20 protein-coding genes are annotated in these 21494 nt (G+C 28.8%); 3 read left to right on the top strand and 17 right to left on the bottom strand.

The genetic code is table 11. The features are described from left to right. Positions 1 to 31 precede the first annotated feature (31 nt). The 3 genes from carA to ACI48P_RS19935 all read right to left on the bottom strand — a co-directional run bounded on the left by carA (position 32) and on the right by ACI48P_RS19935 (position 3028). Complete coding sequence (gene carA, locus ACI48P_RS19945) at positions 32 to 1078, bottom strand: glutamine-hydrolyzing carbamoyl-phosphate synthase small subunit (RefSeq protein ID WP_475218945.1); 1047 nt, start codon at positions 1076 to 1078, stop codon at positions 32 to 34. A gap of 13 nt (positions 1079 to 1091) precedes the next feature. Beyond that, positions 1092 to 1808 carry an orotidine-5'-phosphate decarboxylase gene (gene pyrF / locus ACI48P_RS19940; protein WP_475218943.1) on the bottom strand — a complete coding sequence of 239 codons (717 nt, stop codon included), beginning with the start codon at positions 1806 to 1808 and terminating at the stop codon, positions 1092 to 1094. Between the two features lie 404 nt (positions 1809 to 2212). Further along, positions 2213 to 3028, bottom strand: coding sequence for a nitroreductase family protein (locus tag ACI48P_RS19935; RefSeq protein ID WP_475218941.1), 816 nt, complete (start codon positions 3026 to 3028; stop codon positions 2213 to 2215). Positions 3029 to 3300: 272 nt separating this feature from the next. Here ACI48P_RS19935 and ACI48P_RS19930 point away from each other — a divergent pair, with 272 nt between their 5' ends. Next, entirely contained in the window at positions 3301 to 4530 is a 1230-nt protein-coding gene (locus tag ACI48P_RS19930; protein ID WP_475218939.1) for an aminopeptidase, read from the top strand. A 120-nt stretch (positions 4531 to 4650) separates the two neighbouring features. Here the strand turns inward: ACI48P_RS19930 and ACI48P_RS19925 are convergent, their stop codons facing one another. From ACI48P_RS19925 to ACI48P_RS19905, 5 genes are all read right to left on the bottom strand, one after another. Beyond that, complete coding sequence (locus tag ACI48P_RS19925) at positions 4651 to 5571, bottom strand: gamma-glutamylcyclotransferase family protein (RefSeq protein WP_475218937.1); 921 nt, start codon at positions 5569 to 5571, stop codon at positions 4651 to 4653. A gap of 387 nt (positions 5572 to 5958) precedes the next feature. Further along, positions 5959 to 6918, bottom strand: a complete 960-nt coding sequence (locus ACI48P_RS19920) for a carbohydrate kinase family protein (protein WP_475218936.1) — start codon at positions 6916 to 6918, stop codon at positions 5959 to 5961. Between the two features lie 210 nt (positions 6919 to 7128). Beyond that, complete coding sequence (locus tag ACI48P_RS19915) at positions 7129 to 9510, bottom strand: homocysteine S-methyltransferase family protein (protein WP_475218934.1); 2382 nt, start codon at positions 9508 to 9510, stop codon at positions 7129 to 7131. After that, positions 9500 to 10216 carry a vitamin B12 dependent-methionine synthase activation domain-containing protein gene (locus tag ACI48P_RS19910; protein ID WP_475218932.1) on the bottom strand — a complete coding sequence of 239 codons (717 nt, stop codon included), beginning with the start codon at positions 10214 to 10216 and terminating at the stop codon, positions 9500 to 9502. The genes ACI48P_RS19915 and ACI48P_RS19910 overlap by 11 nt, the downstream gene beginning before the upstream one ends. 1 nt (position 10217) lies before the next feature. Then, complete coding sequence (locus tag ACI48P_RS19905; protein ID WP_475218930.1) at positions 10218 to 10673, bottom strand: S-ribosylhomocysteine lyase; 456 nt, start codon at positions 10671 to 10673, stop codon at positions 10218 to 10220. Positions 10674 to 10872: 199 nt separating this feature from the next. On the opposite strand from ACI48P_RS19905, the gene ACI48P_RS19900 reads away from it, so the two are divergent. Next, on the top strand, positions 10873 to 11598 hold the full coding sequence (locus tag ACI48P_RS19900) for a tRNA 2-thiocytidine biosynthesis TtcA family protein (RefSeq protein ID WP_475218928.1): 726 nt from the start codon (positions 10873 to 10875) through the stop codon (positions 11596 to 11598). A gap of 88 nt (positions 11599 to 11686) precedes the next feature. Here the strand turns inward: ACI48P_RS19900 and ACI48P_RS19895 are convergent, their stop codons facing one another. The 9 genes from ACI48P_RS19895 to ACI48P_RS19855 all read right to left on the bottom strand — a co-directional run bounded on the left by ACI48P_RS19895 (position 11687) and on the right by ACI48P_RS19855 (position 20849). Beyond that, positions 11687 to 12544, bottom strand: coding sequence for a metallophosphoesterase (locus ACI48P_RS19895; protein WP_475218926.1), 858 nt, complete (start codon positions 12542 to 12544; stop codon positions 11687 to 11689). A 17-nt stretch (positions 12545 to 12561) separates the two neighbouring features. Then, positions 12562 to 13500 (bottom strand): NAD-dependent epimerase/dehydratase family protein, encoded by a 939-nt coding sequence (locus tag ACI48P_RS19890; protein ID WP_475218924.1) that lies wholly within the window; start codon positions 13498 to 13500, stop codon positions 12562 to 12564. A 124-nt stretch (positions 13501 to 13624) separates the two neighbouring features. Then, the gene (locus ACI48P_RS19885) at positions 13625 to 15115 is read right to left on the bottom strand and encodes a phytoene desaturase family protein (protein ID WP_475218923.1); all 1491 of its coding nucleotides are present in this window, start codon (positions 15113 to 15115) and stop codon (positions 13625 to 13627) included. Between the two features lie 193 nt (positions 15116 to 15308). Then, positions 15309 to 15956: a YitT family protein gene (locus ACI48P_RS19880; protein WP_475218922.1), complete on the bottom strand. Its 648-nt coding sequence runs from the start codon at positions 15954 to 15956 to the stop codon at positions 15309 to 15311. Positions 15957 to 16025: 69 nt separating this feature from the next. Beyond that, positions 16026 to 16673, bottom strand: a complete 648-nt coding sequence (locus ACI48P_RS19875) for an HD domain-containing protein (RefSeq protein WP_475218920.1) — start codon at positions 16671 to 16673, stop codon at positions 16026 to 16028. 199 nt (positions 16674 to 16872) lie between these two features. Next, positions 16873 to 17214 (bottom strand): zinc ribbon domain-containing protein YjdM, encoded by a 342-nt coding sequence (locus ACI48P_RS19870; protein WP_475218918.1) that lies wholly within the window; start codon positions 17212 to 17214, stop codon positions 16873 to 16875. A 306-nt stretch (positions 17215 to 17520) separates the two neighbouring features. Continuing rightward, on the bottom strand, positions 17521 to 18576 hold the full coding sequence (locus ACI48P_RS19865; RefSeq protein ID WP_475218917.1) for an ABC transporter substrate-binding protein: 1056 nt from the start codon (positions 18574 to 18576) through the stop codon (positions 17521 to 17523). 155 nt (positions 18577 to 18731) lie between these two features. Then, the gene (locus ACI48P_RS19860; RefSeq protein WP_475218915.1) at positions 18732 to 20126 is read right to left on the bottom strand and encodes a sensor histidine kinase; all 1395 of its coding nucleotides are present in this window, start codon (positions 20124 to 20126) and stop codon (positions 18732 to 18734) included. Between the two features lie 3 nt (positions 20127 to 20129). Next, entirely contained in the window at positions 20130 to 20849 is a 720-nt protein-coding gene (locus ACI48P_RS19855; protein WP_475218914.1) for a response regulator transcription factor, read from the bottom strand. 235 nt (positions 20850 to 21084) lie between these two features. Between ACI48P_RS19855 and ACI48P_RS19850 the strand changes: the two genes are divergently transcribed. Next, positions 21085 to 21480 (top strand): HsmA family protein, encoded by a 396-nt coding sequence (locus tag ACI48P_RS19850; protein WP_475218912.1) that lies wholly within the window; start codon positions 21085 to 21087, stop codon positions 21478 to 21480. The last annotated feature ends 14 nt before the right edge of the window (positions 21481 to 21494 follow it).

The following is a 21494-nucleotide window of genomic DNA, read 5'->3' as shown; positions in this document are numbered from 1 at the left end:
TTTCTCCCCTTATCTCAATATTTATAACAACTTATACTAATTCTAAGAATTTATCAAATACGTAATCACTATCTTTTGGTCCTGGACAAGCCTCTGGATGATATTGAACACTGTATATTGGTAAATCTTTGTGTCTCATACCTTCTACTGTATTATCGTTTAAGTTTATATGAGTAACTTCCATATTTTCTGGCATTTCTGATACATAGTATCCGTGGTTTTGAGAAGTAATAAATACTTTTCCTTCTTCTAAATCTTTAACTGGATGATTTCCACCTCTGTGTCCAAACTTAAGCTTTCCTGTTTGACCACCTAATGTTAAAGCTAAAAGCTGATGTCCTAAACATATACCTACTATTGGTTTTTTACCTATTAATTCTTTAATGTTTTCTATAACATCTTCTAAATCTTCTGGATCCCCAGGTCCATTTGATAAGAATATTAAATCTGGGTTTATAGCTAATATATCTTCTGGCTTAGTTGTAGCTGGGAATACTGTTATATCACATCCTCTTGCTTTAAAAGATCTTAATATATTTTGCTTAACACCAAAGTCCATAACTGCTACCTTAGCCCCATCACCTTTTATGTGTTCTACTTCTTTTCTAGTAACAGTTCTAACTGCTTCTGTATTTGAGAAAGCATCTAACTTAGATTGAACATCTTCTAAAGATGCATTTTCTAAAGTTATTATACCTTTCATAGTTCCGTTGTTTCTTAATATCTTTGTTAACGCTCTTGTGTCTATCCCTTCAAGTCCGATTACTTTATTTTGCTTTAAGTATGTATCTATGTCCATTTCGCATCTAAAATTGTTAGGTGCGTCACTTTTTTCTCTAACTATAAACCCTTTTACGTGTACTCCCGTTGATTCAACGTCTTCTAGGTTTATTCCGTAGTTACCTATAAGTGGATATGTCATTGTTACTATTTGCCCATAGTAAGAAGGATCTGTTAATACTTCTCCGTATCCTGTCATTGAAGTATTAAATACTACTTCCCCTACGCTATCTTTTAAATATCCGAAAGCTTTCCCTTCAAATACTGTTCCATCTTGTAATATTAATTTCCCCTTCATATTAACCTACCTCCTAAGCATTTTCTATTTCTCTTACTATATTAAGAGCTGCTTCTTTTGGATTTTGAGCTTTAGTTATTGGTCTTCCAACAACTAAGTAGCTAGCTCCTTTGTTTATCGCTTCACTTGGAGTTACTACTCTCTTTTGGTCTCCTGCTTCTGCTGATGCTGGTCTTATACCTGGGCATACTTTAACAAAATCTTCTCCACAAGCTTCTACTATTTTATCAACTTCTTGAGCTGAACAAACTATTCCATCTATTCCTGATTCCTTAGCTAACTTAGCTCTCTTTATAGCTAACTCTTCAGTAGTCATGTTGCATCCTATATCTTGTAAGTCTTGGTCACTTAATGATGTTAATACTGTAACCCCTACTATTATTGGCTTTGGTATGTTTAATCTTTCTGCTTCTTCTTTAGCAGCTATTGCACACTGTCTCATGCCTTCCATATCAGATACGTGTATTGTCATTAACCATACTCTGTCTCTTACCGCTGCTCTTACTGCGCTTTGCATTGTATTTGGTATATCGTGGAACTTAAGATCTAAGAATATTTTCTTACCCTTTTCATTTAAGTAATCTACTGTCTTACCTCTAGTCGCTACATATTGTTCAAGACCTACTTTAAATATGTCTACGCTATCTTCTAATACATCTATTAACTCTTTAGCTTTATCAAATTCGTTAGTGTCTATTGCTACTATTAATTTATCCTGTCCTCTTGTCATATTAACCTCTCCTTTTTAATAAAGCCTTGTTATCCATATTAAAAAAATCCTTACACCTAAAGAGGTATAAGGATTTTATCTATTGGCGAATTCATTGTATGCCGAATAACTTATAGATATCTTTCTCAGCCTCTCTGGACTATTTTAAAAGACTTTATTTTATTTTTATAATTATATGTTTTAAAAAAACCTCTAGCTATAAGGCTAGAGGTTATAAGTACAATCGAATATAGTTATACAACCTTCTCAGCCTCTCTGGACTAACTTCAAGGAATTTTATTTTTGTAAGTTTTAATTACTTAATATCCTCTCTGGGATATATTAAAGCTTTATCTTTTATACAATTATTACACTTATTCCTTTTAATGTCAACTATTCTTTTACTTGTTCTTTATTAATTGCGATTAATCTTGTGTCTCTATTTTTTTGAAGATACTAACAAAGTATTCTTTCCCTATTCTTTTCTTTGCTTCTATTTTCTCATACTCAACTTCAATCTCATCTTTTTCACAAGCCAAGTCAAAATGTCTAAGTGCTATCCCCATACTTATCTTACTCATGTCAGCTATAGATTTCTTTTGATTTCTTTCATATAGATGGAATCCTTTTTTGTCATTTACAAAAAACCATGGTTGACAGTTTCTTACTGATGGCGACATTCTCACTGCTTCTAAACATGTATTCCAGTTTGAATCTACTTTTTTCGATATATCTTTAATTTTTTCTCTGTCAGCTTTTGCTTCTAAGTTTCTAAATAGTTCTTCTGACTTCTCAGGATATCCAAATGCAATTATTGCACATGGCTCTTCAATATTACTTAAGTCTATTTCTTCGTTTTCTTCATCAATCTTTTCTAAATCTACAAATTCTTCAACATCATCCCTTTTTAAAGTACATTCTACCCAACATGTTGCAAGACCAAGTGCTGTTAATTGTAAAACAACACTTTCCATTGCAAATCCAATATTTTGAAGGTAGTCCTCACCTTTATTAGATGTTACTAATATGTAATGAGGTGCTTTAACCTTACAATTTTTCCCCAATAGAAAATGTATTAAATGGCCTCTATCTACAACATGAGCCTTAATATTTAAGCCTTCATTTAGATAAGTTATATTGCTACATACCTTCTTGACCTCTTCCATTAATGGTGCTTTTATTTTTGTATTAGAGTAGCTTTTTATAGACTTTCTATAAAAAATAGCATTATATAACTCCATCTACTTCCTCCTAACCGAATTTATATCAATAACTTCTACATTTTAATATGCTTTATCATTAATTTTATCTTTATATAATATATTTTTATTTTTTCCTTAAAATATATTAATCCTATCTTTATATTATAAATTTTTTTGTATATTTTTGTATAGTTTTTAATAATAAAAAGTATTATATTTTTAGTATTTTTATATTATTTCTGCCTTACAATATAACTAGTGTTATAATATTTATAGTACATACTAATATTTACCAAACAGGAGGATATCATATGGATTTTAATAGAAATTTAGAAAAATACGCTGAATTAGCCGTTAAGGTTGGAGTTAATATACAACCTGGACAAACTTTATTAGTAAGATCACCAATCGAATGCGCACCTTTCGTAAGAAATGTATTAAAGTGTGCTTATCAATGTGGAGCTAAAAACGTACACATCGAATGGTCTGATGAAGAATCTACTTTAATAAAATACTTAAATGCACCAGAAGAAACTTTTAATGAGTTCCCTAGATGGATATCTGACCAATATGTGGATATAGCAAAAGAAGGAGGAGCATTCTTAACTGTATATGCTCAAAATCCAGATTTATTAAAAGACGTAGATCCTCAAAGAGTAGCTAACTTCCAAAAAGCATCTGCTATGGCTCTTAAGGAATGGAGATCTTATACTCTTTCTGACAAGTGTAAATGGAGTATAGTATCTATACCTACAGAATCTTGGGCTACAAAAGTATTCCCAGATGTATCTAGTAAAGAAGCTGTAGATAAACTTTGGGAAGCTATTTTCAAATGTACTAGAGTAGACAATGAAGATCCAATAGAAGCTTGGAAAAAGCATAATGCTGATCTAAAATTAAGAATGGAATTCTTAAACGATAAAAACTTTAGGACTTTAAAGTTTAAATCTTCAAAAACTGATTTAGTAATGGAATTACCAAAAGGACATAAATGGTTAAGTGGAGCTTCAAAAGATCCAAACGGAGTTCAATTTAATGCAAATATGCCAACTGAAGAAGTATTCTCTATGCCTCATAAATTTAAGGTTGATGGTGTTGTTTATAGTACAAAACCACTTGTTTATGGAGGAAATGTTATAGATAATTTCTCTTTAACTTTCAAGGATGGTAAAATAGTAGATTTTACTGCTGAAAAAGGTAAAGAAACTTTAGGAAAGCTTATTGATACAGATGAAGGTTCTCACTACTTAGGAGAGGTAGCACTAGTACCTTTCAAATCTCCAATATCTGATACTAATATAGTTTTCTTCAATACATTATTTGATGAAAATGCATCTTGTCACTTTGCTCTTGGTGCTGCTTACAGAACTAATATAGAAAACGGTGATGAGTTAAAAGATGAAGAGTTAGATGCTCACGGTGTAAACAATAGTTTAACTCATGTTGACTTTATGATAGGTTCTCCTGATATGAATATAGTAGGAATAACTTATGATGGTGACGAAGTGCAAATCTTTAAAGATGGAAACTGGGCATTCTAAGCAAATATATATTTTTATATAAAAATTAAAAATCTAGTTAGAATAAGATATAATTAATTCTTATTCTAACTAGATTTTCTATTTATAAGATGTTTTTAGTACATCCATAGTTATTAAATTTTATTTTTCAGTATCTTCCATATACTTTTTCCAATCTCCACTTTCAACTGGAACTAATTTATCATCTTTGTTATATTGTGCAGGTGGATTATATTCATAGTAATAAGCCTTTATAACTGTACCTTCTGAAATTTTTACATTTACAATCTTTCTATTATACTCATTTTCATTCTCTTCACCTTCAACATACGCTTCTAGTTCATCAAGGTCTTTTAGTGTTGATTCAAAATCTTTAAATGTCATTAGTTCTCCAACTACTTCTACTTCTCCTTCTCCCTGAACTACAGCTGGATATCCTTTGTTTTCTATGTGGAATAAGTCACCTTCGATTGTGCCTTTTATCGTTTCTTCAACTTTTCCATCTAAGTATAAATCATAATTAAACATATCGCTTCTTAAACTACCATATACAAATACTCTACTAATCTCAATACTTTCCATATATTCTTTCCAATCACCTGATTCAACAGATATTAATTTATCATCTTTGTTATAATCAGCAGATGGATTATATTCATAATAATAAGCTTTTTCGACTGTACCATCTTCAAGAGTTACATCTACAACTTTTCTATTGTATTCATTTTCTTTTTCTTCACCTTCTACATAAGCTTCTAGTTCATCAAGGTCTTTTAATGTTGATTTAAAATCTTTAAATGTCATTAATTCTCCAACTACTTCTCCCTCACCTGGAACTATAGCTGGATATCCTTTATTGTCTAAGTGAAATAAATCACCTTTTATGGTTGCCTTTTGGTTCTCTGAAACTTTCCCGTTTAAATAAACATCATAATTGAACATGTCGCTTCTTAAGCTCCCATATACAAATACCTTTTCGATATTTTCTTCTTTAGTTGCACTACATCCTACAAGAGTAAGCATCAATATTGAAGATAACACCCCTAATAATATTTTTTTCATATACTGCCTCCAATTTATTTTTATCTTTACAAGTTTAATATGCCTAGATATTACAAACTATCTATATATTTGTTTTATGTTTGTAAGTATTAAGTTAATCTAGACTAAACTTAACCTTATCTAAAATAACAAATTTTACAAATTATGTCAATATACTATATATTGGATTTGAGTAATGAAAAAATAATTTTTTCAAATATATTTATATATTATTTTTGCAAATAAAAAAAGTCTGGTTGAAATATAAATTTCTCCCAAACTTTTTCTATGTTGACGACAATTTGTTTATATTAATTAATCCCAAATAGATTAATTTCTACCAAATACATTACTATTATACTACATAATTCGAGTTATATATAGTAATCTTTTTATAAAATATGTTTTTTATTTAAGATATTCAGTTTCTGTCCAATCTATCTTTTCTACATATTCTTTAACTAAATCATAACTCATGTCTGAGTGTATTGTATCTTCTGTAGCTATTGTAATAGTAGACATCGATATTGCAAATTTCACAGTATCAACTATATTATTATTACTCATATATCCATGAGATATACCTGCTACAAAAGAATCTCCTGCTCCTGTAACATTAACTACTTTTACATTATTAGCTTTTATCTTTCCTTCTACTACTCCATCGTTGTAGTATATTCCATCTTCATCTAATGTTATAAATACATTCTTTATTCCTAAATCGATGAAGTACTTACCTGCTGCTCTTAAATCTTCTTCGCTTTTTATTTTAAACCCACACATTATTTCAGCCTCATATCTATTTGGCTTTACTGTATGGAAGTATTTTATTAAATGTTTCACGTGTTTCGCTTTTGCTGCAGAAACCGGATCTAATATAAATTTAGTATGTCCACTAAACTTTGTAACTATATATTCTACTATATCAGGCCTATCTGCATCTAGTATCATATACTCTGAATTTTTTATTATTTCAGCTTTTGAATCTATAAATTCCGTTGTAAACATATCTATTATTTTCATGTCCACAACAGCAGAGACCATTTCACCTTGTTCATCTAAAATAGCCATGTATGTAGGAGTATGCCCACCTTTTATTATTAAAGAGTCACTCATATCATAGTTCATAACTTTAGAGTGCTCTAGCATTCTCGTTCCAGCCTCATCATCACCTAAAATAGATATAAACTTTGTATTAACACCAACTCTTGCCATACATTCCGCAATATTTCTACAAACTCCACCAAAAGAAGTTTTTACTTTTCCTGGATTAGAGTCATTGCATCTATAATTATTATCTGTAAATCCACATATATCAAAAACCGATACTCCGAAAACCAACGTATACAGATCTTTATTTTCCATCATTATTAGCACCCTCCCGTAAGAATCACCTACCTATTTTATCACAAACTAGCGAGCTTTTTCTACATTTTTCGCACTTTATTCTTATTTATACATAATTTTACAAAAAAATAGAGGTTATACCTCTATTTTTTGTAATTTCCTATAAAAAATTCACTTAACTTATATACTTAATCATTACTATTATGTTTTTAAAATATTTTATTCCTGATATTAAAAGCTAATTTTTGCTATTTCAACTGCTGATTTTGCATCTTTAGAATAATAATCTGCACCTATATCATTTGCATATTCTTCTGTTAGTACAGCGCCTCCTACAAAAACCTTTGTATCTATATCAGAATCTCTCAGTGCTTTTATAGTATCTTTCATACTTTTTACTGTTGTAGTCATAAGAGCACTTAAGCCTACTAACTTTATATCTTGATTTTTAGCAACTTTTACAACATCTTCTATAGGCACATCTTTTCCTAAATCAATAACTTCATATCCATAGTTTTCTAGCATTATCTTAACTATGTTTTTTCCTATATCATGAATATCACCTTTTACTGTAGCTACTATTATTCTTCCTTTAGAAACATTGTTATCATTTTCTGATTGTAGTTTTTCTTTGATTACATTTAAAGATATTTTTACAGTTTCAGCTGATTGTATTAATTGTGGCAAGAAAATTTCCCCACAATCATACTTCTTACCTATTTGGTCTAAAGTAGGTATAAGTATTTTATCTAATAAATAGTTTTCATTATGTTCACTTAATAATGCTTTCGTAACATCTTTGGCTTCTTCTTTTAGACCTCTTTCCACGATTTCTTCTAAAGACAAGCCTTCTTTCTTACTCTTTACTTCTTTTTTGCTATTATTTAAATCTGAGTATTTACTTATATAATCTATACATCCCTTATCTAGATTATTTATCACTTTATATGAATTTATAGTTTCAATCATAGATTCTTCATTCGGATTTATTATCGCTAAGTCTAACCCTGCTCCTAGTGCCAAAGCTAAAAATGTATGATTTATAGCTTTTCTATTAGGTACACCAAAAGATATATTAGATACTCCTAATATAGTTTTTACTCCTAGTTTTTCCTTGACCATTTTTATTGCTTTTAAGGTTTCAATTGCTTCTTCTTGCTGCGCTGATACTGTTAATGATAAACAATCTATAAATATATCTTCTTTATTTATTCCATAGCTAATAGCTCTATCAACTATTTTTTTTGCTATTTCAAATCTTCCTTCTGCACTAGTCGGTATTCCTTTTTCATCTAATGCAAGTCCTACTACCCCTGATCCATATTTTTTTACGATAGGTAGAATACTTTCTAAAGATTCCTCTTTTCCATTTACAGAGTTAACAATTGTTTTACCATTATAGTATCTTACACCTGACTCTAATGCCTCAATATTTGATGAATCTATTTGTAATGGAGTATCAATAATTGCTTGAATCTCTTTGATTACCTTAGGCATCATTTTCTTTTCGTCTATTTCTGGTAAGCCTACATTTACATTTAGAATTTGAGCTCCATCTTTTACTTGTTCTAGAGCCAAGTTAATTACATAATCTAAACTTTCATTTTTTAAAGACTCTTTTAACAGTGTTCTTCCTGTTGGATTTAATCTTTCTCCTACTACTGTTGGTCCATTAATAACAAGGCACTTTGATGGTGAACAAACTACACAATCATTATTTTTTTCTATTTCTACTTTTTTAAGTTTATCTATATTATCAGAGATTTTCTTAATAAAACTTGGATTTGTCCCACAACAGCCACCTATTATAGAAGCTCCTACACTGACAAAGTTTTGGACTCCTTCAAAAAACTCATCTTCTCCAACATTGTATATAGCTTGACCATCAATAATATCTGGAAGTCCTGCATTAGCCTGAACCATAACCGGTACTTTAGCAATAGTTCCTATTTTTTTTACTATAGGTAGAAGTTGTTTTGGTCCTAATGAACAGTTTACTCCTATAGCATCTACACCTAAACCTTGTATTGTAGCAACCATACTTTCTGGCATACATCCAGTAAAACTTCTTCCATTTTCATCAAAAGTCATAGTACAAAATACAGGTAGATTAGAATTTTCTTTAGCTGCTAAAACTGCTGCCTTAGCTTCATAAAGGTCCATCATTGTTTCTATTACAATCACATCTGCGCCTGATTTTTCACCTTGTATTACTTGTCTTTTAAATATTTCATAAGCTTTATCAAAACTTAATGTGCCCATAGGTTCTAACATTTCTCCTATGGGTCCTAAATCAAGAGCTACATATCTAGGTTTTGATTTATCTACACTATTTATAGCTTCTTTAGCTCTACATATTGCATTATCAACTATTTCTTCAACTGTATATCCTAATTTATCTAACTTTAGTTCATTCGCACCAAAAGTATTTGTTGTTACTACATTTGATCCAGCTTCTAAATATGCTTTATGTATTTCCATAAGTTTATCTGGATTTTTATATCCAAATACTTCTGGATTTTCTCCTATTTTTAATCCTTTTGCTTGAAGCATAGTTCCCATAGCTCCATCAAATATTAATATATTATCTTTAATATATTCTCTAATTTCCACAATCCTCAACCTCTTTTCTATATTTACAATCATGGTATTTATCGCAACTTAAGCATGATTTTTTATTATTTATTTTTTTAGCTTCTGATATACCTATTATTGCAATTACCGACTTTCTAGGTATCATAATATTATTTTCTGTAATGGTAAGCCCTATTCTGTTTTGAGTACCTAAGAGATTAATAATATGCGCATTTGCCTCTATTGGTAAATCTCCATATCCAGGACTATATCTACTAGTTATATACTTTCCTTTTTTTAATAAATCCTCTTTTATATTATTTTCTATACAATCACAAACTTCTTCTATAGCTGTAGTTGCACATGAATCTATAATTATCCCCTTTGTTAAATCACTGTATGTATTCTTTCTTATTTCTCTTTCTATCTCTACTCCTAAGGTTGTAGCTATCAATGCACATTCACTACAGCCTTCTAGTAAATTAAATATATCTTTACTCTCTAACTCTACATTGCTTCCCTTTATTTTTACTATAAATACTTCATTCCCTTTAGTATTTATAGTAATCTTTCTCTCTATAGGATAAACCCTCAAAATATATCGAGGGTTTATCTTATTCTTTGTAATATTTATACATTGATTTATTGTTTCCTTAAGGCCTTCACTTAGATTTTGCCCGTTGTACTCTAAGTATCTTAAAACCTCATCATAATTAATATTTAGATTTTTTAAATCTATATTCATATTATTCTCCGTAAATATTTAGAGAGAACCCTTTATCTAATGCTTCCTTAGCATATTCTTTTGCACCAAATAAAGATAAATCTTTGTAATTACCACATTCTATAGCTGTAGCAGCAGGCATTTCAGTCGCTTCTAATACCATCTTTAGAGCTTTTTCTAAACCATCTTTTACAGCACTTGCTTCTACATCTCCCCACATTATTAAGTAGAATCCCGTTCTACATCCCATTGGAGATAAATCTATTACATTATCTAGTGTATCTCTTAAATATGTAGCTAATAAATGCTCTAAGCCATGTAATGCAGCTGTACCAAATGTATCTCTATTAGGCTGCAAAAATCTTAAATCAAATTTACTTACCTTATCCCCTTTTTCCCCATCTAATACACAACATTTTCTTACGTATGGTGCTTTTACCTTTGTATGATCTAGTTTAAAACTCTCTACTTTTTGCATTCTTACCCCTCCAATTTTTTGATGAAATTTTCGTATATTTCCACGGTAATATTATTATACTTCAAATTATATACTTATCATCAACTTTTGTGTTAAATTCTAAATATTCATTAAATTTTATCATCGTTGTTAAGTGGGTATAATTTTGTTATACTATTTTAGTTATTCATTTAAAATTAAAAATGGAGGTCAAAACATAATGACTATGCAAAAACTTCTTAGTAAAGCTCGTCAAGCTATACAAGACTTTGATATGATTCAAGAAAATGATAAGATAGCTGTTGGTCTTTCAGGAGGAAAGGACAGCTTAACTTTACTTCATATATTAAAAAATTACCAAAAATTTTCACCTCAAAATTTTGAACTTATTGCAATAACTTTAAACCCAGGAGGAGTAGATAATTCTCCACTTCACAAGTTATGTAAAGATTTAGAGGTTCCATTTTATGAAATTCAAACAGATATAAAAGAGATTGTATTTGATATTAGAAAAGAAAAAAATCCATGCTCTTTATGTGCAAATTTAAGACGCGGGGCTTTAAACTCTAACGCTAAAGAATTAGGTTGTAACAAGGTAGCCCTTGGACACCACAAGGATGATGCTGTTGAAACCTTCTTAATGTCTATGTTCTATGAAGGAAGAGTAAATTGTTTTTCACCTAAAACTCATATGGATAAACAAGATTTAACTATTATAAGACCAATGATTTATATCGAAGAATATATGACTAAAAAAGCCACAAAGGAATTTAACTATCCTGTAATACAAAATCCTTGCCCAGCTAATGGTCATACTAAAAGACAAGATATGAAAGAATTTATAGATAGATTAAATAAAGAAATGCCAGGTGTTAAGAAAAATATATTTGGCGCTTTAAATAATCCAGAGAAACTATTTATATGGGACAAAGATAAAATTAAGTAAAATAGATTTTAATAATAAATCATAATTTCTTAATACGTAAAAAGTACAGCCTATAAAGGTAATACTCTATCAAAGCTGTACTTTTTATTTATTCAAAAACAATGCTAAATTCTATTATCTCAGGTATATTTAAAAGTCTAAAAGGAAGTTTTGTACTACCTAATCCAGATGTTACAAATAAATTGTTTCCATTTACCCCATAAAAACCTTTTGTATATTTTCTACCATATGGCGGAGTTAGTAAAGCCCCCTTAATGGGAATACTTACCTGACCTCCATGACTATGACCAGATAGCATTAAATCTATCTTATCGTTTTTAAATTCGTCTACTACATCTGGGTTATGTAATAAAACTAAATTAAAATCATTTGGATTCATTTTTTCATCATATTCCTCTACAGCAGGTTTTCCATTTAATTTTTCATCTAATCCTACTACGTTAATATAATTTCCATCGCCCAAATCAATAGATTTATTTTCATTTACCAGTAATTCAAATCCTGAATTTTTCATTATTTGCTCATAGTACTTAGGCAAATCATACATATAATCGTGATTTCCAAACACTGCAAATTTACCTATCTTAGCATTTATCTTAGATAAGTTTTCTGTTATTTTTTCTATGTCTGGATTTTTATTAGAGTAGTCAATTAAGTCGCCAGTAAATACGACTAAATCTGGCTCTAAATTATTAATTTTTTTAGATAAATTTTTAAGTCTTTTTGCAGAGTAAAAATATCCTATTTGAGTATCACTAATATGAACTACTTTAAGGATTTTATTATTTTCATTTTCTTCTAATTTTTTTTCAATAAGATTTCCATCTTTATTTAAGTTGTATTTTTTTATTACTAATAAATTAGGCTCTATAATTGCAGAGTATATTATCAGTAATGAAAGTGATATTACTACAAACTTAAATATTTTCTTATTTTTATTTATCAATTTTTTCTCCTTATTCTTTAGATTATTCCTACGATGTCTTCTACCTTATGCATTTTAGCATCTTCTAACTTTGGATTATTTGCTAAAAACCAATCAAAAGTTTTTTCTAATCCCTCTTTTAGAAATACATTTGGTATATATAATCCATGCTCAATTAACTTATCTATTTCTAAAGTATAATTTATATTTCTAAATGGGAAGTAGGTTCTTTCATCATATTCTATTTTATTTATATCCACAAGTTTTATTATAGGCTCTTTGCCTACAACTTCTCCACAGGTTTCTATAAGTTCTCTCCACGATATAAGCTGTGGATTAGTTACGTTATAAGCTTCCCTTACATTAGGCTTGTGGATTAAACTTTCTAATACTTTTACCAGATCATCTATATATATAAACTGAGTTACCACATTTTCACCATCTGGTACTGGTATAGTTTTTTCTTGTAAAATTCTCTCAAAGAAATAATATTCTCTATAGAAATTATTATGTTCTCCATATATATAAGTTGGTCTTATTATAACATATGGAATATTACTATTTACAATGTAGTCTTCAGCTTCTTTTTTGTCTACTCCATATCTTCCCCAATTTTTATTTTCACCTTTTTCACAGTCTTCCTTTGCTCTTGTGCTACTGTCTTTATAAACTGCTCCAGAAGATAATACAACATATTTTTTTAGACACTCATGATCTACAAAATCTAGAAGATTCTTTATATCTTCTTTAGAGTATGCGGTCATATCAAAAATAAACTCGTAACTTCTCCCGGTTAGACTTTCTTCCATTTTACTTCTATCCTGCCTACTACATACTATGTGTTCTCTATATCCTTTATATTCTAGTTCTCTTTTACACCTAGTCATTATGTCTATGCTATAGCCACATTTAATTAGATACTTAGAAAGTGATGATCCTATAAAATCACTTCCACCCATAACTAAGATAGATTTCATCTTTAATTATCCCCCTTAAAAAAGTCTCTGCTACAATGATAACACATAAATTTAGCACCTTCATTAGTTAGTTTTGCCTATTATTGTTATGTTTTTCTCAATGATATATTTTAGTTTTTTTAACCTATTTATTAAAATCTTCTTTTACTTTTTGTTCTACTAACTTACTTCCATCCATTACTACAGATACACCATTACCTGGATGTGTTGATGAACCTATGTAATACAAGCCTTTTATATACTTAGACTTTATATGAGGTCTAAAGTATGTTGTCTGACTTAGCTTATGACTTAAGCCAAATGCAGTTCCATAATAAGAATTAAAGCTTTTTTCAAAGTCTAAAGGCGTTAGATACTCTTCATACCCTATATAATCTTCTATATCCCCTAAATCTTTTGCTTTCTTCAATTCAGCCATTATTGTATTCCTTAAATCAGATATTGTATTTTCATCCCAACTTATGTTTTTAGCTTTTAAATTAGGTACTCTTACCACTACATTTAGTATTTGTTTATACTCCCCTAAAACACTTGAATCTAAAGCACTCGGGCAATATACATATATTGAAGGCATATGCGGTAATCTCCCTTCAAAAGCATCTTCTATACTTTCTTTAAATTTTTCGCTTATAAATATATTGTGTACTTTAAATTTTTTATACTTTTTATTTAACCCTAAATATATAGTAAACACAGAGCATGAGTAATCTTTTTTGTCTATATTTTTAGATGTGTATATACCCTCATCTAGATTATCATTAAATAAATTTTTAACAGCATAAGGAAAATCAGCATTACATATTACAATATCCGACATATAAATTTTATTATCAATTAATACACCTTTTGCTAAATTATTTTCTATTAGTATTTCTTTTACTTCTTTTCCTGTATATATCTCTCCGCCCAATTCCTTTATAAGTTTTTCTAGTGCCAGGATATATTTATAAAATCCACCTTTTACATACCATAATCCGTAAGCATGTGATATAGCCGGTATTAATGTATATAGGTTTGATGTAGTATAAGGATTTGTTCCTATATACATTGATTGAAATATTAAATATTCTCTTAATTTTTGATTGCTTATTTTATTGTGAATATATTTATCTGTATTTGAAATAGGATTAATATCTAATAAGTTGCTTATACTATTCATATTTAGAAGCTCTTCTTTATTAACCATTGGTTTATCTAAAAAATTCTCTTTACTCGTTAGGTATTTCTTGTAAGAGCTGTTTAGAAAATCCATATATTCAACTGATAATCCTTTTTGCATATATTCTAAGGTATCTATCATCTTTCTTATGTCACTATAAAAGTCATAAGAACTTCCATCATAATAGTTTACCCTGTATATAGGGTCTACCTTAATCAATTCAATATAATCTCTATAGTCTTTTCCTACATATTCAAAAATTTCTGTGTATATATGCGGTGTCATTAATAACGACGCACTAAGATCAAACTTTGCACCTTTATTCTGCTTTATATTAATCTTGCCACCCACTGTATTTTCTTTTTCATAGATAGTAACTTTATATCCATTTTTTAATAACCTTATTGCTGAGCAGAGACCACCAATACCTGCCCCTACAATTATTACCTTTTTCATAGATACTCTCCTTTAATTACCAAATAATTAATAATATATTTATTATGCCTTGTAAAACTATTAATATTTATTTATTAATTAATTTACTTACATAATTAATAAATAAATATTAATACTTCTGACTAGCTAGGAATACTTTCTTAAATGCAAAAAAGTCCTAAAGTGATAAATTCACTTTAGGACTTTTTATATATTATGCTGCTTGATTTTCTTCTTCTAATATCTTTTCTTGTTGCTTTTTCTCTATCATTAATATTACCTTATCTACTAGTAATCCATTTATAACTACTGCTATTAAAGAATATACACCTTTATCTAATCCAAAAGTTAATCCTCCACAGATTACAACAAATAAGTCTACACATAATAAAGAAATTCCTATATTAAACGTTGAGTACTTATTTAAAATTTTAGCAAGTATATCCGTTCCCCCAGTGGATGCATTTAAGGCAAATGCTAATGCTAATCCACTTGCTATTATTAATGTTCCAGCTACTACCGCTACTAGTAAGTTCTCTGTTAATGCATGTGAGTTAAATACTTTTTCCATTAAATCCATAACTACAGAAAGAGCAAAACTTGCATATATAGTCTTAACCCCGAAATCTCCTCCTACTAATATGAAAGCTATTGCAAATAAAATTAAATTACCTAAAAATATTATTGTACCAACTGATAAATTTGGAATATAGTGGCTTATTACTAATGCTAATCCACTCAACCCACCACCAGCGATTTCATTTGGAGCATAGAAATACTGTACACCAAATGCAACTAAAATAACACCTAACGTTATTAATACATAGTCTTTTACTAAATTTATTATGTTTTGTTTCTTCATGTCACTTTCCTTTCAAAATTTGTCGCTTATTTAGAATATCAAACTTTTTAAGTTTTTAACAGTTATTTTTTATATTTTTCCTTCCCATTCATTATAAAATTGTTCTAAAAACTTTTCCATATACTTATGTCTATCTTCTGCTAAATTTTTACCTGTATTAGTATTCATACTATCTTTAAGCTTAAATAGCTTTTCATAAAAATGATTTATTGCATTTCCTTTATTACTTCGATATTCTTCTATTGTCATATTTTCTCTTATTTCTTCATTTGGTTCATATATAGGTCTACCTTTTGCCCCTGAATAACACATACATCTGGCTATTCCTATTGCGCCTATAGCATCTAGCCTATCCGCATCTTGAACAATCTTACCTTCTAAAGTTTTCATTTCTTTATTGTTGCCACCTTTAAAGGACATGGTTGATATAATTTCCATAACGTGTTCTATATCATTTTCTTCCACTTTATTTTCATTTAGAAAACTCCTTACTCTATTTAATCCTTCTTTTTCATCTGCTACTAACTTACCATCTGCTACATCATGTAGTAGAGCTGCTAGTTCACATATGTATATATTAGCATTTTCTTCTAATGCTATTTTTTTAGCCATTTCGTTTACTCTGTGTATATGCCAAAAATCATGACCTGTTGTATCATGTTCAAGCTCTTTTTTTACAAAAATAATTGTATTCTCTATTATCTGATTTATGTCCATATTTGCCTCCTTATATATTTTTTTATTATATTACCTTATTTTGTGTATTATAACCATGTTTCATATGAAACCTTGTAGTTTATTGTTCAAAATTGTAATCCCTTATACGTAAAAAAGCTAGGCATATTGCCTAGCTCTCTATTTATTAGTAAGTATTATACTTTTAAAGCTTCTATTATTTTAGTTATTAAAGTTCTTATTACGCTTTTTTAACAACGCTAGACTTTAACTTCATAGCTCCGAAACCATCGATTTTACATTCTATATCATGCCCATCTGCAGCATCTGGAACTAAACGTATACTCTTAACTTTTGTTCCTATTTTTATAGATGATGAACTTCCTTTTACTTTAAGGTCTTTGATTACTGTAACAGCATCTCCATCTTGTAGTACATTTCCGTTTGCATCTTTTATAACATTTTCTTCTTCATTTGTAGCTTCTAATGACCACTCGTGAGCGCACTCTGGGCAAACAAGAAGGCTTCCATCTTCGTAAGTATATTCTGAATTACATTTTGGGCAGTTTGGTAAATTTTCCATTTTTCATTCCTCCATTTATTATATCAATTTTATTTTATGCTTTATTTTTATAACCTTATACTACTAAATCCTCTTTTTAACCACGGACCTGTAAAATAGCATAAGGCGTTAATTATCGGCTTTAATAATATCATATTCTATAAATATTTACAAATATTCCAATATCACTTCTTTTTAAAACTCATTCTTACTCTATATTTTATATTATTCAATTTATATCTATTATTATAACTAGAAAACTAATCCTGTATTATATATTTACATTTACAAACAAAAAGAAAAGCTATAAAGCTTTTCTTTTTTTACTTAGTTATTAGATTTTATCTTTAGCCATGCATCATCATATAATCTTTTTACATCCATAGGAAAATCAGTGTATATCTCACATCTATCCATTATTTCTTTTGGCATATATGCATTCGGGTTGTTTCTAACTTCTTCTGGTTGTTCTAATCTAGCTTCTTTGTTTGGTGTTGTATATCCTATTTCATCAGCTATTCTTAATGCACTTTCCTTGTCACTTACAAAGTTTATAAACTTTTCAGCACCTTCAACATTTTGAGCATTTGAAGTTATACATAAACTATCAATCCAGAAGTTTGCACCTTCTTTAGGCACAACATATACTAAGTTAGGATTTTCAGCTTGTAAGTTTAATCCTTCACCTGACCAAATCATATTTATATCAGTTTCTCCTGCTGGAATCATAGTAGTTCCATTATCTACTCCATATATTGGTTTTACTAGTTTTCTTTGTTCTAGTAATAAATCTTTAGCTTCTTCAATTTCTTTTGGGTCAGCTGTATTTAGAGAATATCCAAGTTTCTTTAAAGCTACTCCTATTGTATCTCTATATGTATCAAACATGAATATCTTATTTTTATATTGTTCATCCCATAAAATATCCCAGCTATCTACTTCTTCTTTTACAACATCTTTATTATAAATAAGTCCTACTGTTCCAAACATATAAGGAACTGAATACTTATTTCCTGGATCTATTTCTAGGTTTAGGTAGTCCTCATCTATTTGAGATATATTAGGTATATTATCTTTGTTTAATTCTTGAACAAGATTTTTTTCGATCATTCTTGGCATTAGTGCATCCGATACAAGAACAACATCATACTTGGTTCCACCACTACTAATTTTTTGATACATGGCTTCCATATCATCAAAAGTTTCAATATTAACTTTTATACCATATTCCTTCTCAAATTCTTTTACAGTTTCTTCATCTATGTTTTCCCCATAGTTAAAGAAGTTTATTTCTTCTGAATAATTTTTCGTACATCCTACAAAAAATGTACTCATCATGGCTATACAAACTAATAAGCTTAATAATTTCGATACTTTTTTCATACTAAAATTCCTTCCATATTTTTTGATTATTCTAATACCCAAAACTAAAAGAAGTCAATCTATTTTATCTAATATTAATTTAACTTTCAATATACATATGTATTCTTCATAGTTAAATATAATGATATAAAATCATCAAATTTTATAAATATCATTTACCTAACGTATTGACTGAATAATATATATATTTTTAGTCCTTCTCCTAGTTTGCTTGTAGCTTCAATATCAGCACCATGAGCTTTTATAATATCGTGAGCTATTGCCATTCCAAGACCTGAGCCTTCAGTTTTCTTTCTAGTATTTGTTCCTCTATAATATCTTTTAAATATACTATTCAGTTCCTCATGAGATACACCTTTTCCATTATCAGCTATAGATACTGCAACTTGATTGTTATCTAATTGTTGTATATTAATGTCAATTTTTACATCATCATTGTTATGAATAAATGAATTTATTATTAGATTAACAAAAACTCTTTTTACTAGTTGTTCATCTAACTCTAGATATATATCCTCATGCGAATACTTAAAGCTTATATTACTTTGATTATATTTTTCATCATTTATTATATCAATTAAAACATGCCTAATTAGGGATACTATGTTTGTATTCTTTTTCTTTAAAACCAAGGCATTACTTCTAAGTCTAGTTGATAGATTTAAGTCTTCGACCAAGGTTTTAATGTACTCACTCTTACTTATTATAGTATTACAATACTTTTCTCTAACCTCATCATCTATTTCATATTCAGTGTCTGCTAGTATCTCAGCATTCCCCATAATAGATGTAAGAGGTGTTTTTATATCATGGGTAATATTGGAAATCCACTCTTCTTTCATTTCTTCAAGCCTTTTTCTTTCAGCCTCATTGCTATATAACCTGTCCCCTAATTGATTTAGTTGCTCCTCTATATTAAAATATATACCTTCATTAATATTATTCCTTAAATAATTTCCATTTGATAAATTTACTATTTTATCAATTATTCTACTTATTGGTTTTGTAATTCTAGAAGTAAATAAAAAGCTCATTACTAATATTAAGGCTATATTTATTCCAATTAATAATGGAAAATGATGTGCTTTTCTAAGCGATGTAACATCATAAGTATAAGTTATTCTATTTACTTTATTAGAATCCATAAATAATAAGTATGTATAGGTCTCATCATTTAGTTTTTTTTCATTTAAAAATAGAGTTTCTTCTTTATCTGTATACATATCTATAAGAGATATATTTGAATAAAAGTTAGGTGCTGTGTTTGGTTTATTATAATTAAAAACTTCATTGTTACTTTCATCTAATATTTGTAGACCTATATTATCTTCTTTAAGTAATTCTATACCCTTATCTTTTACTAATATTTTGTTATCTTCTGATAGATAAATATACTCTTGAAAGGTTGATATTATATCATCTGGTTGATAATTATATAATGTTCCTTGTTTATAAATATTTCCTCTCATAAAAGCAATATTTACAATAAAAATAACCGAACATGCCACTATAAAGGATACAAAATAATGAAGTGCAAGCTTCCCTTTCATAAGTTATTCTCCCTTCATTACAAACTTATATCCTAAGCCAATTACGGTCGTAATATAGTTTGGCTTAGATGGTATGTCTTCTATTTTAATTCTAAGTTTTCTTATATGTACTGTAATTGTATTATCATATCCAAAAAAGTCTTCTCCCCAAACTTCTTTACAAATCATTTCTTTACTAATTATTCTATTTGGATTATTTACCAAATACATTAATAGTTTTAATTCCTTTGCTGTAAGTTCTAGGCTCTTATCTTTTTTATATACTTCCCCTGTCTCCTCATTTATTTTTATATCTCCAAACTCAATTATTCTCTTTTTCTTAATTGCATTATTAGTAGCATTATCGAATACTTTCAATCTTGCTTTTAATCTAAATGCTACCTCTTTTGCACTAAATGGCTTCGTTATATAGTCATCTGCTCCAATAGCAAATCCTAACAATCTATCCACCTCTTCCCCCTTTGCAGATATAAATAAGATTGGAACCTGACTGATTTTTCTTAACTCATTAAATACATCGTATCCGCTAATATCAGGCAGCATAATATCTAATAATACAATATCTGGATTTACTTTTTTAAATAGCTCTATTCCATCATTCCCATTATTAGCTATAAAAATATTGCTGAAACCTTCTCTCTTCAACACAGTATCCAAAATATCTATAATATCTTGTTCATCATCTATTAATAAAACTTTATACTTATCAAATATATTACTCATATATAACATTCCTTCCCATATATTTTATTTTATAATACTCGTCCTACTTTATTTAGCTATATATTAATATTAACCTTATTCATTAGTTATATAATATCATCAAAGAAGCCTTAAATTCTTTATAATATAATATATTTAAGATGGATTTAAGATTAAATTTATATCGATTAAAGATGATAATATTAGACTAAACTTAGATAAAATATATATATAAATTTAAGGAGAATATAATAAGATGGATAGTAAATTAATTTTTGCAATTGTTACGATTACTTTAGCTTTAGTATTTTATACAACAGGTGTATTTGGAGAGAGAAAATCAAAAAGTTTAACGAAGAAACATGTAATTACTTTTTGGCTTGGTTTAGTATGTGATACTATAGGTACTTTAACTATGAGCAGCATTGCTAAGTCTGGAGCAGAAGCAATTTCAGCTACAAGTCAAACTATACACGGAATAACTGGATTATTAGCAATAGTATTAATGATATTCCATGCAGTTTGGGCAACTTGGGTATTATACAAAAATGATGAAAAGAAAAAAGAGACTTTCCATAAGTTCAGCATCACAGTATGGTTAATTTGGTTAATACCATACATTGTAGGAATGTTTATAGGAATGGCTGGATAATATAAAATATAAAA

The organism is Romboutsia sp. LXY-2, assembly GCF_056171995.1.
The sequence above is the reverse complement of the archived record's forward strand: the minus strand, read 5'-3'. Positions and strand labels throughout refer to the sequence as shown.

Bases quoted from the DNA above. Each gene is read 5' to 3' on its own strand.
- ACI48P_RS19885 (WP_475218923.1), bottom strand. From the start codon at position 15,115: ATGAAAAAGGTAATAATTGTAGGGGCAGGTATTGGTGGTCTCTGCTCA.
- ACI48P_RS19890 (WP_475218924.1), bottom strand. From the start codon at position 13,500: ATGAAATCTATCTTAGTTATGGGTGGAAGTGATTTTATAGGATCATCA.
- ACI48P_RS19880 (WP_475218922.1), bottom strand. From the start codon at position 15,956: ATGAAGAAACAAAACATAATAAATTTAGTAAAAGACTATGTATTAATA.
- ACI48P_RS19935 (WP_475218941.1), bottom strand. From the start codon at position 3,028: ATGGAGTTATATAATGCTATTTTTTATAGAAAGTCTATAAAAAGCTAC.
- ACI48P_RS19920 (WP_475218936.1), bottom strand. From the start codon at position 6,918: ATGATGGAAAATAAAGATCTGTATACGTTGGTTTTCGGAGTATCGGTT.
- ACI48P_RS19925 (WP_475218937.1), bottom strand. From the start codon at position 5,571: ATGAAAAAAATATTATTAGGGGTGTTATCTTCAATATTGATGCTTACT.
- ACI48P_RS19860 (WP_475218915.1), bottom strand. From the start codon at position 20,126: ATGAAAGGGAAGCTTGCACTTCATTATTTTGTATCCTTTATAGTGGCA.
- ACI48P_RS19855 (WP_475218914.1), bottom strand. From the start codon at position 20,849: ATGAGTAATATATTTGATAAGTATAAAGTTTTATTAATAGATGATGAA.
- ACI48P_RS19875 (WP_475218920.1), bottom strand. From the start codon at position 16,673: ATGGACATAAATCAGATAATAGAGAATACAATTATTTTTGTAAAAAAA.
- carA (WP_475218945.1), bottom strand. From the start codon at position 1,078: ATGAAGGGGAAATTAATATTACAAGATGGAACAGTATTTGAAGGGAAA.
- ACI48P_RS19850 (WP_475218912.1), top strand. From the start codon at position 21,085: ATGGATAGTAAATTAATTTTTGCAATTGTTACGATTACTTTAGCTTTA.
- ACI48P_RS19870 (WP_475218918.1), bottom strand. From the start codon at position 17,214: ATGGAAAATTTACCAAACTGCCCAAAATGTAATTCAGAATATACTTAC.
- ACI48P_RS19865 (WP_475218917.1), bottom strand. From the start codon at position 18,576: ATGAAAAAAGTATCGAAATTATTAAGCTTATTAGTTTGTATAGCCATG.
- ACI48P_RS19905 (WP_475218930.1), bottom strand. From the start codon at position 10,673: ATGCAAAAAGTAGAGAGTTTTAAACTAGATCATACAAAGGTAAAAGCA.
- ACI48P_RS19900 (WP_475218928.1), top strand. From the start codon at position 10,873: ATGACTATGCAAAAACTTCTTAGTAAAGCTCGTCAAGCTATACAAGAC.
- ACI48P_RS19930 (WP_475218939.1), top strand. From the start codon at position 3,301: ATGGATTTTAATAGAAATTTAGAAAAATACGCTGAATTAGCCGTTAAG.
- ACI48P_RS19910 (WP_475218932.1), bottom strand. From the start codon at position 10,216: ATGAATATAGATTTAAAAAATCTAAATATTAATTATGATGAGGTTTTA.
- pyrF (WP_475218943.1), bottom strand. From the start codon at position 1,808: ATGACAAGAGGACAGGATAAATTAATAGTAGCAATAGACACTAACGAA.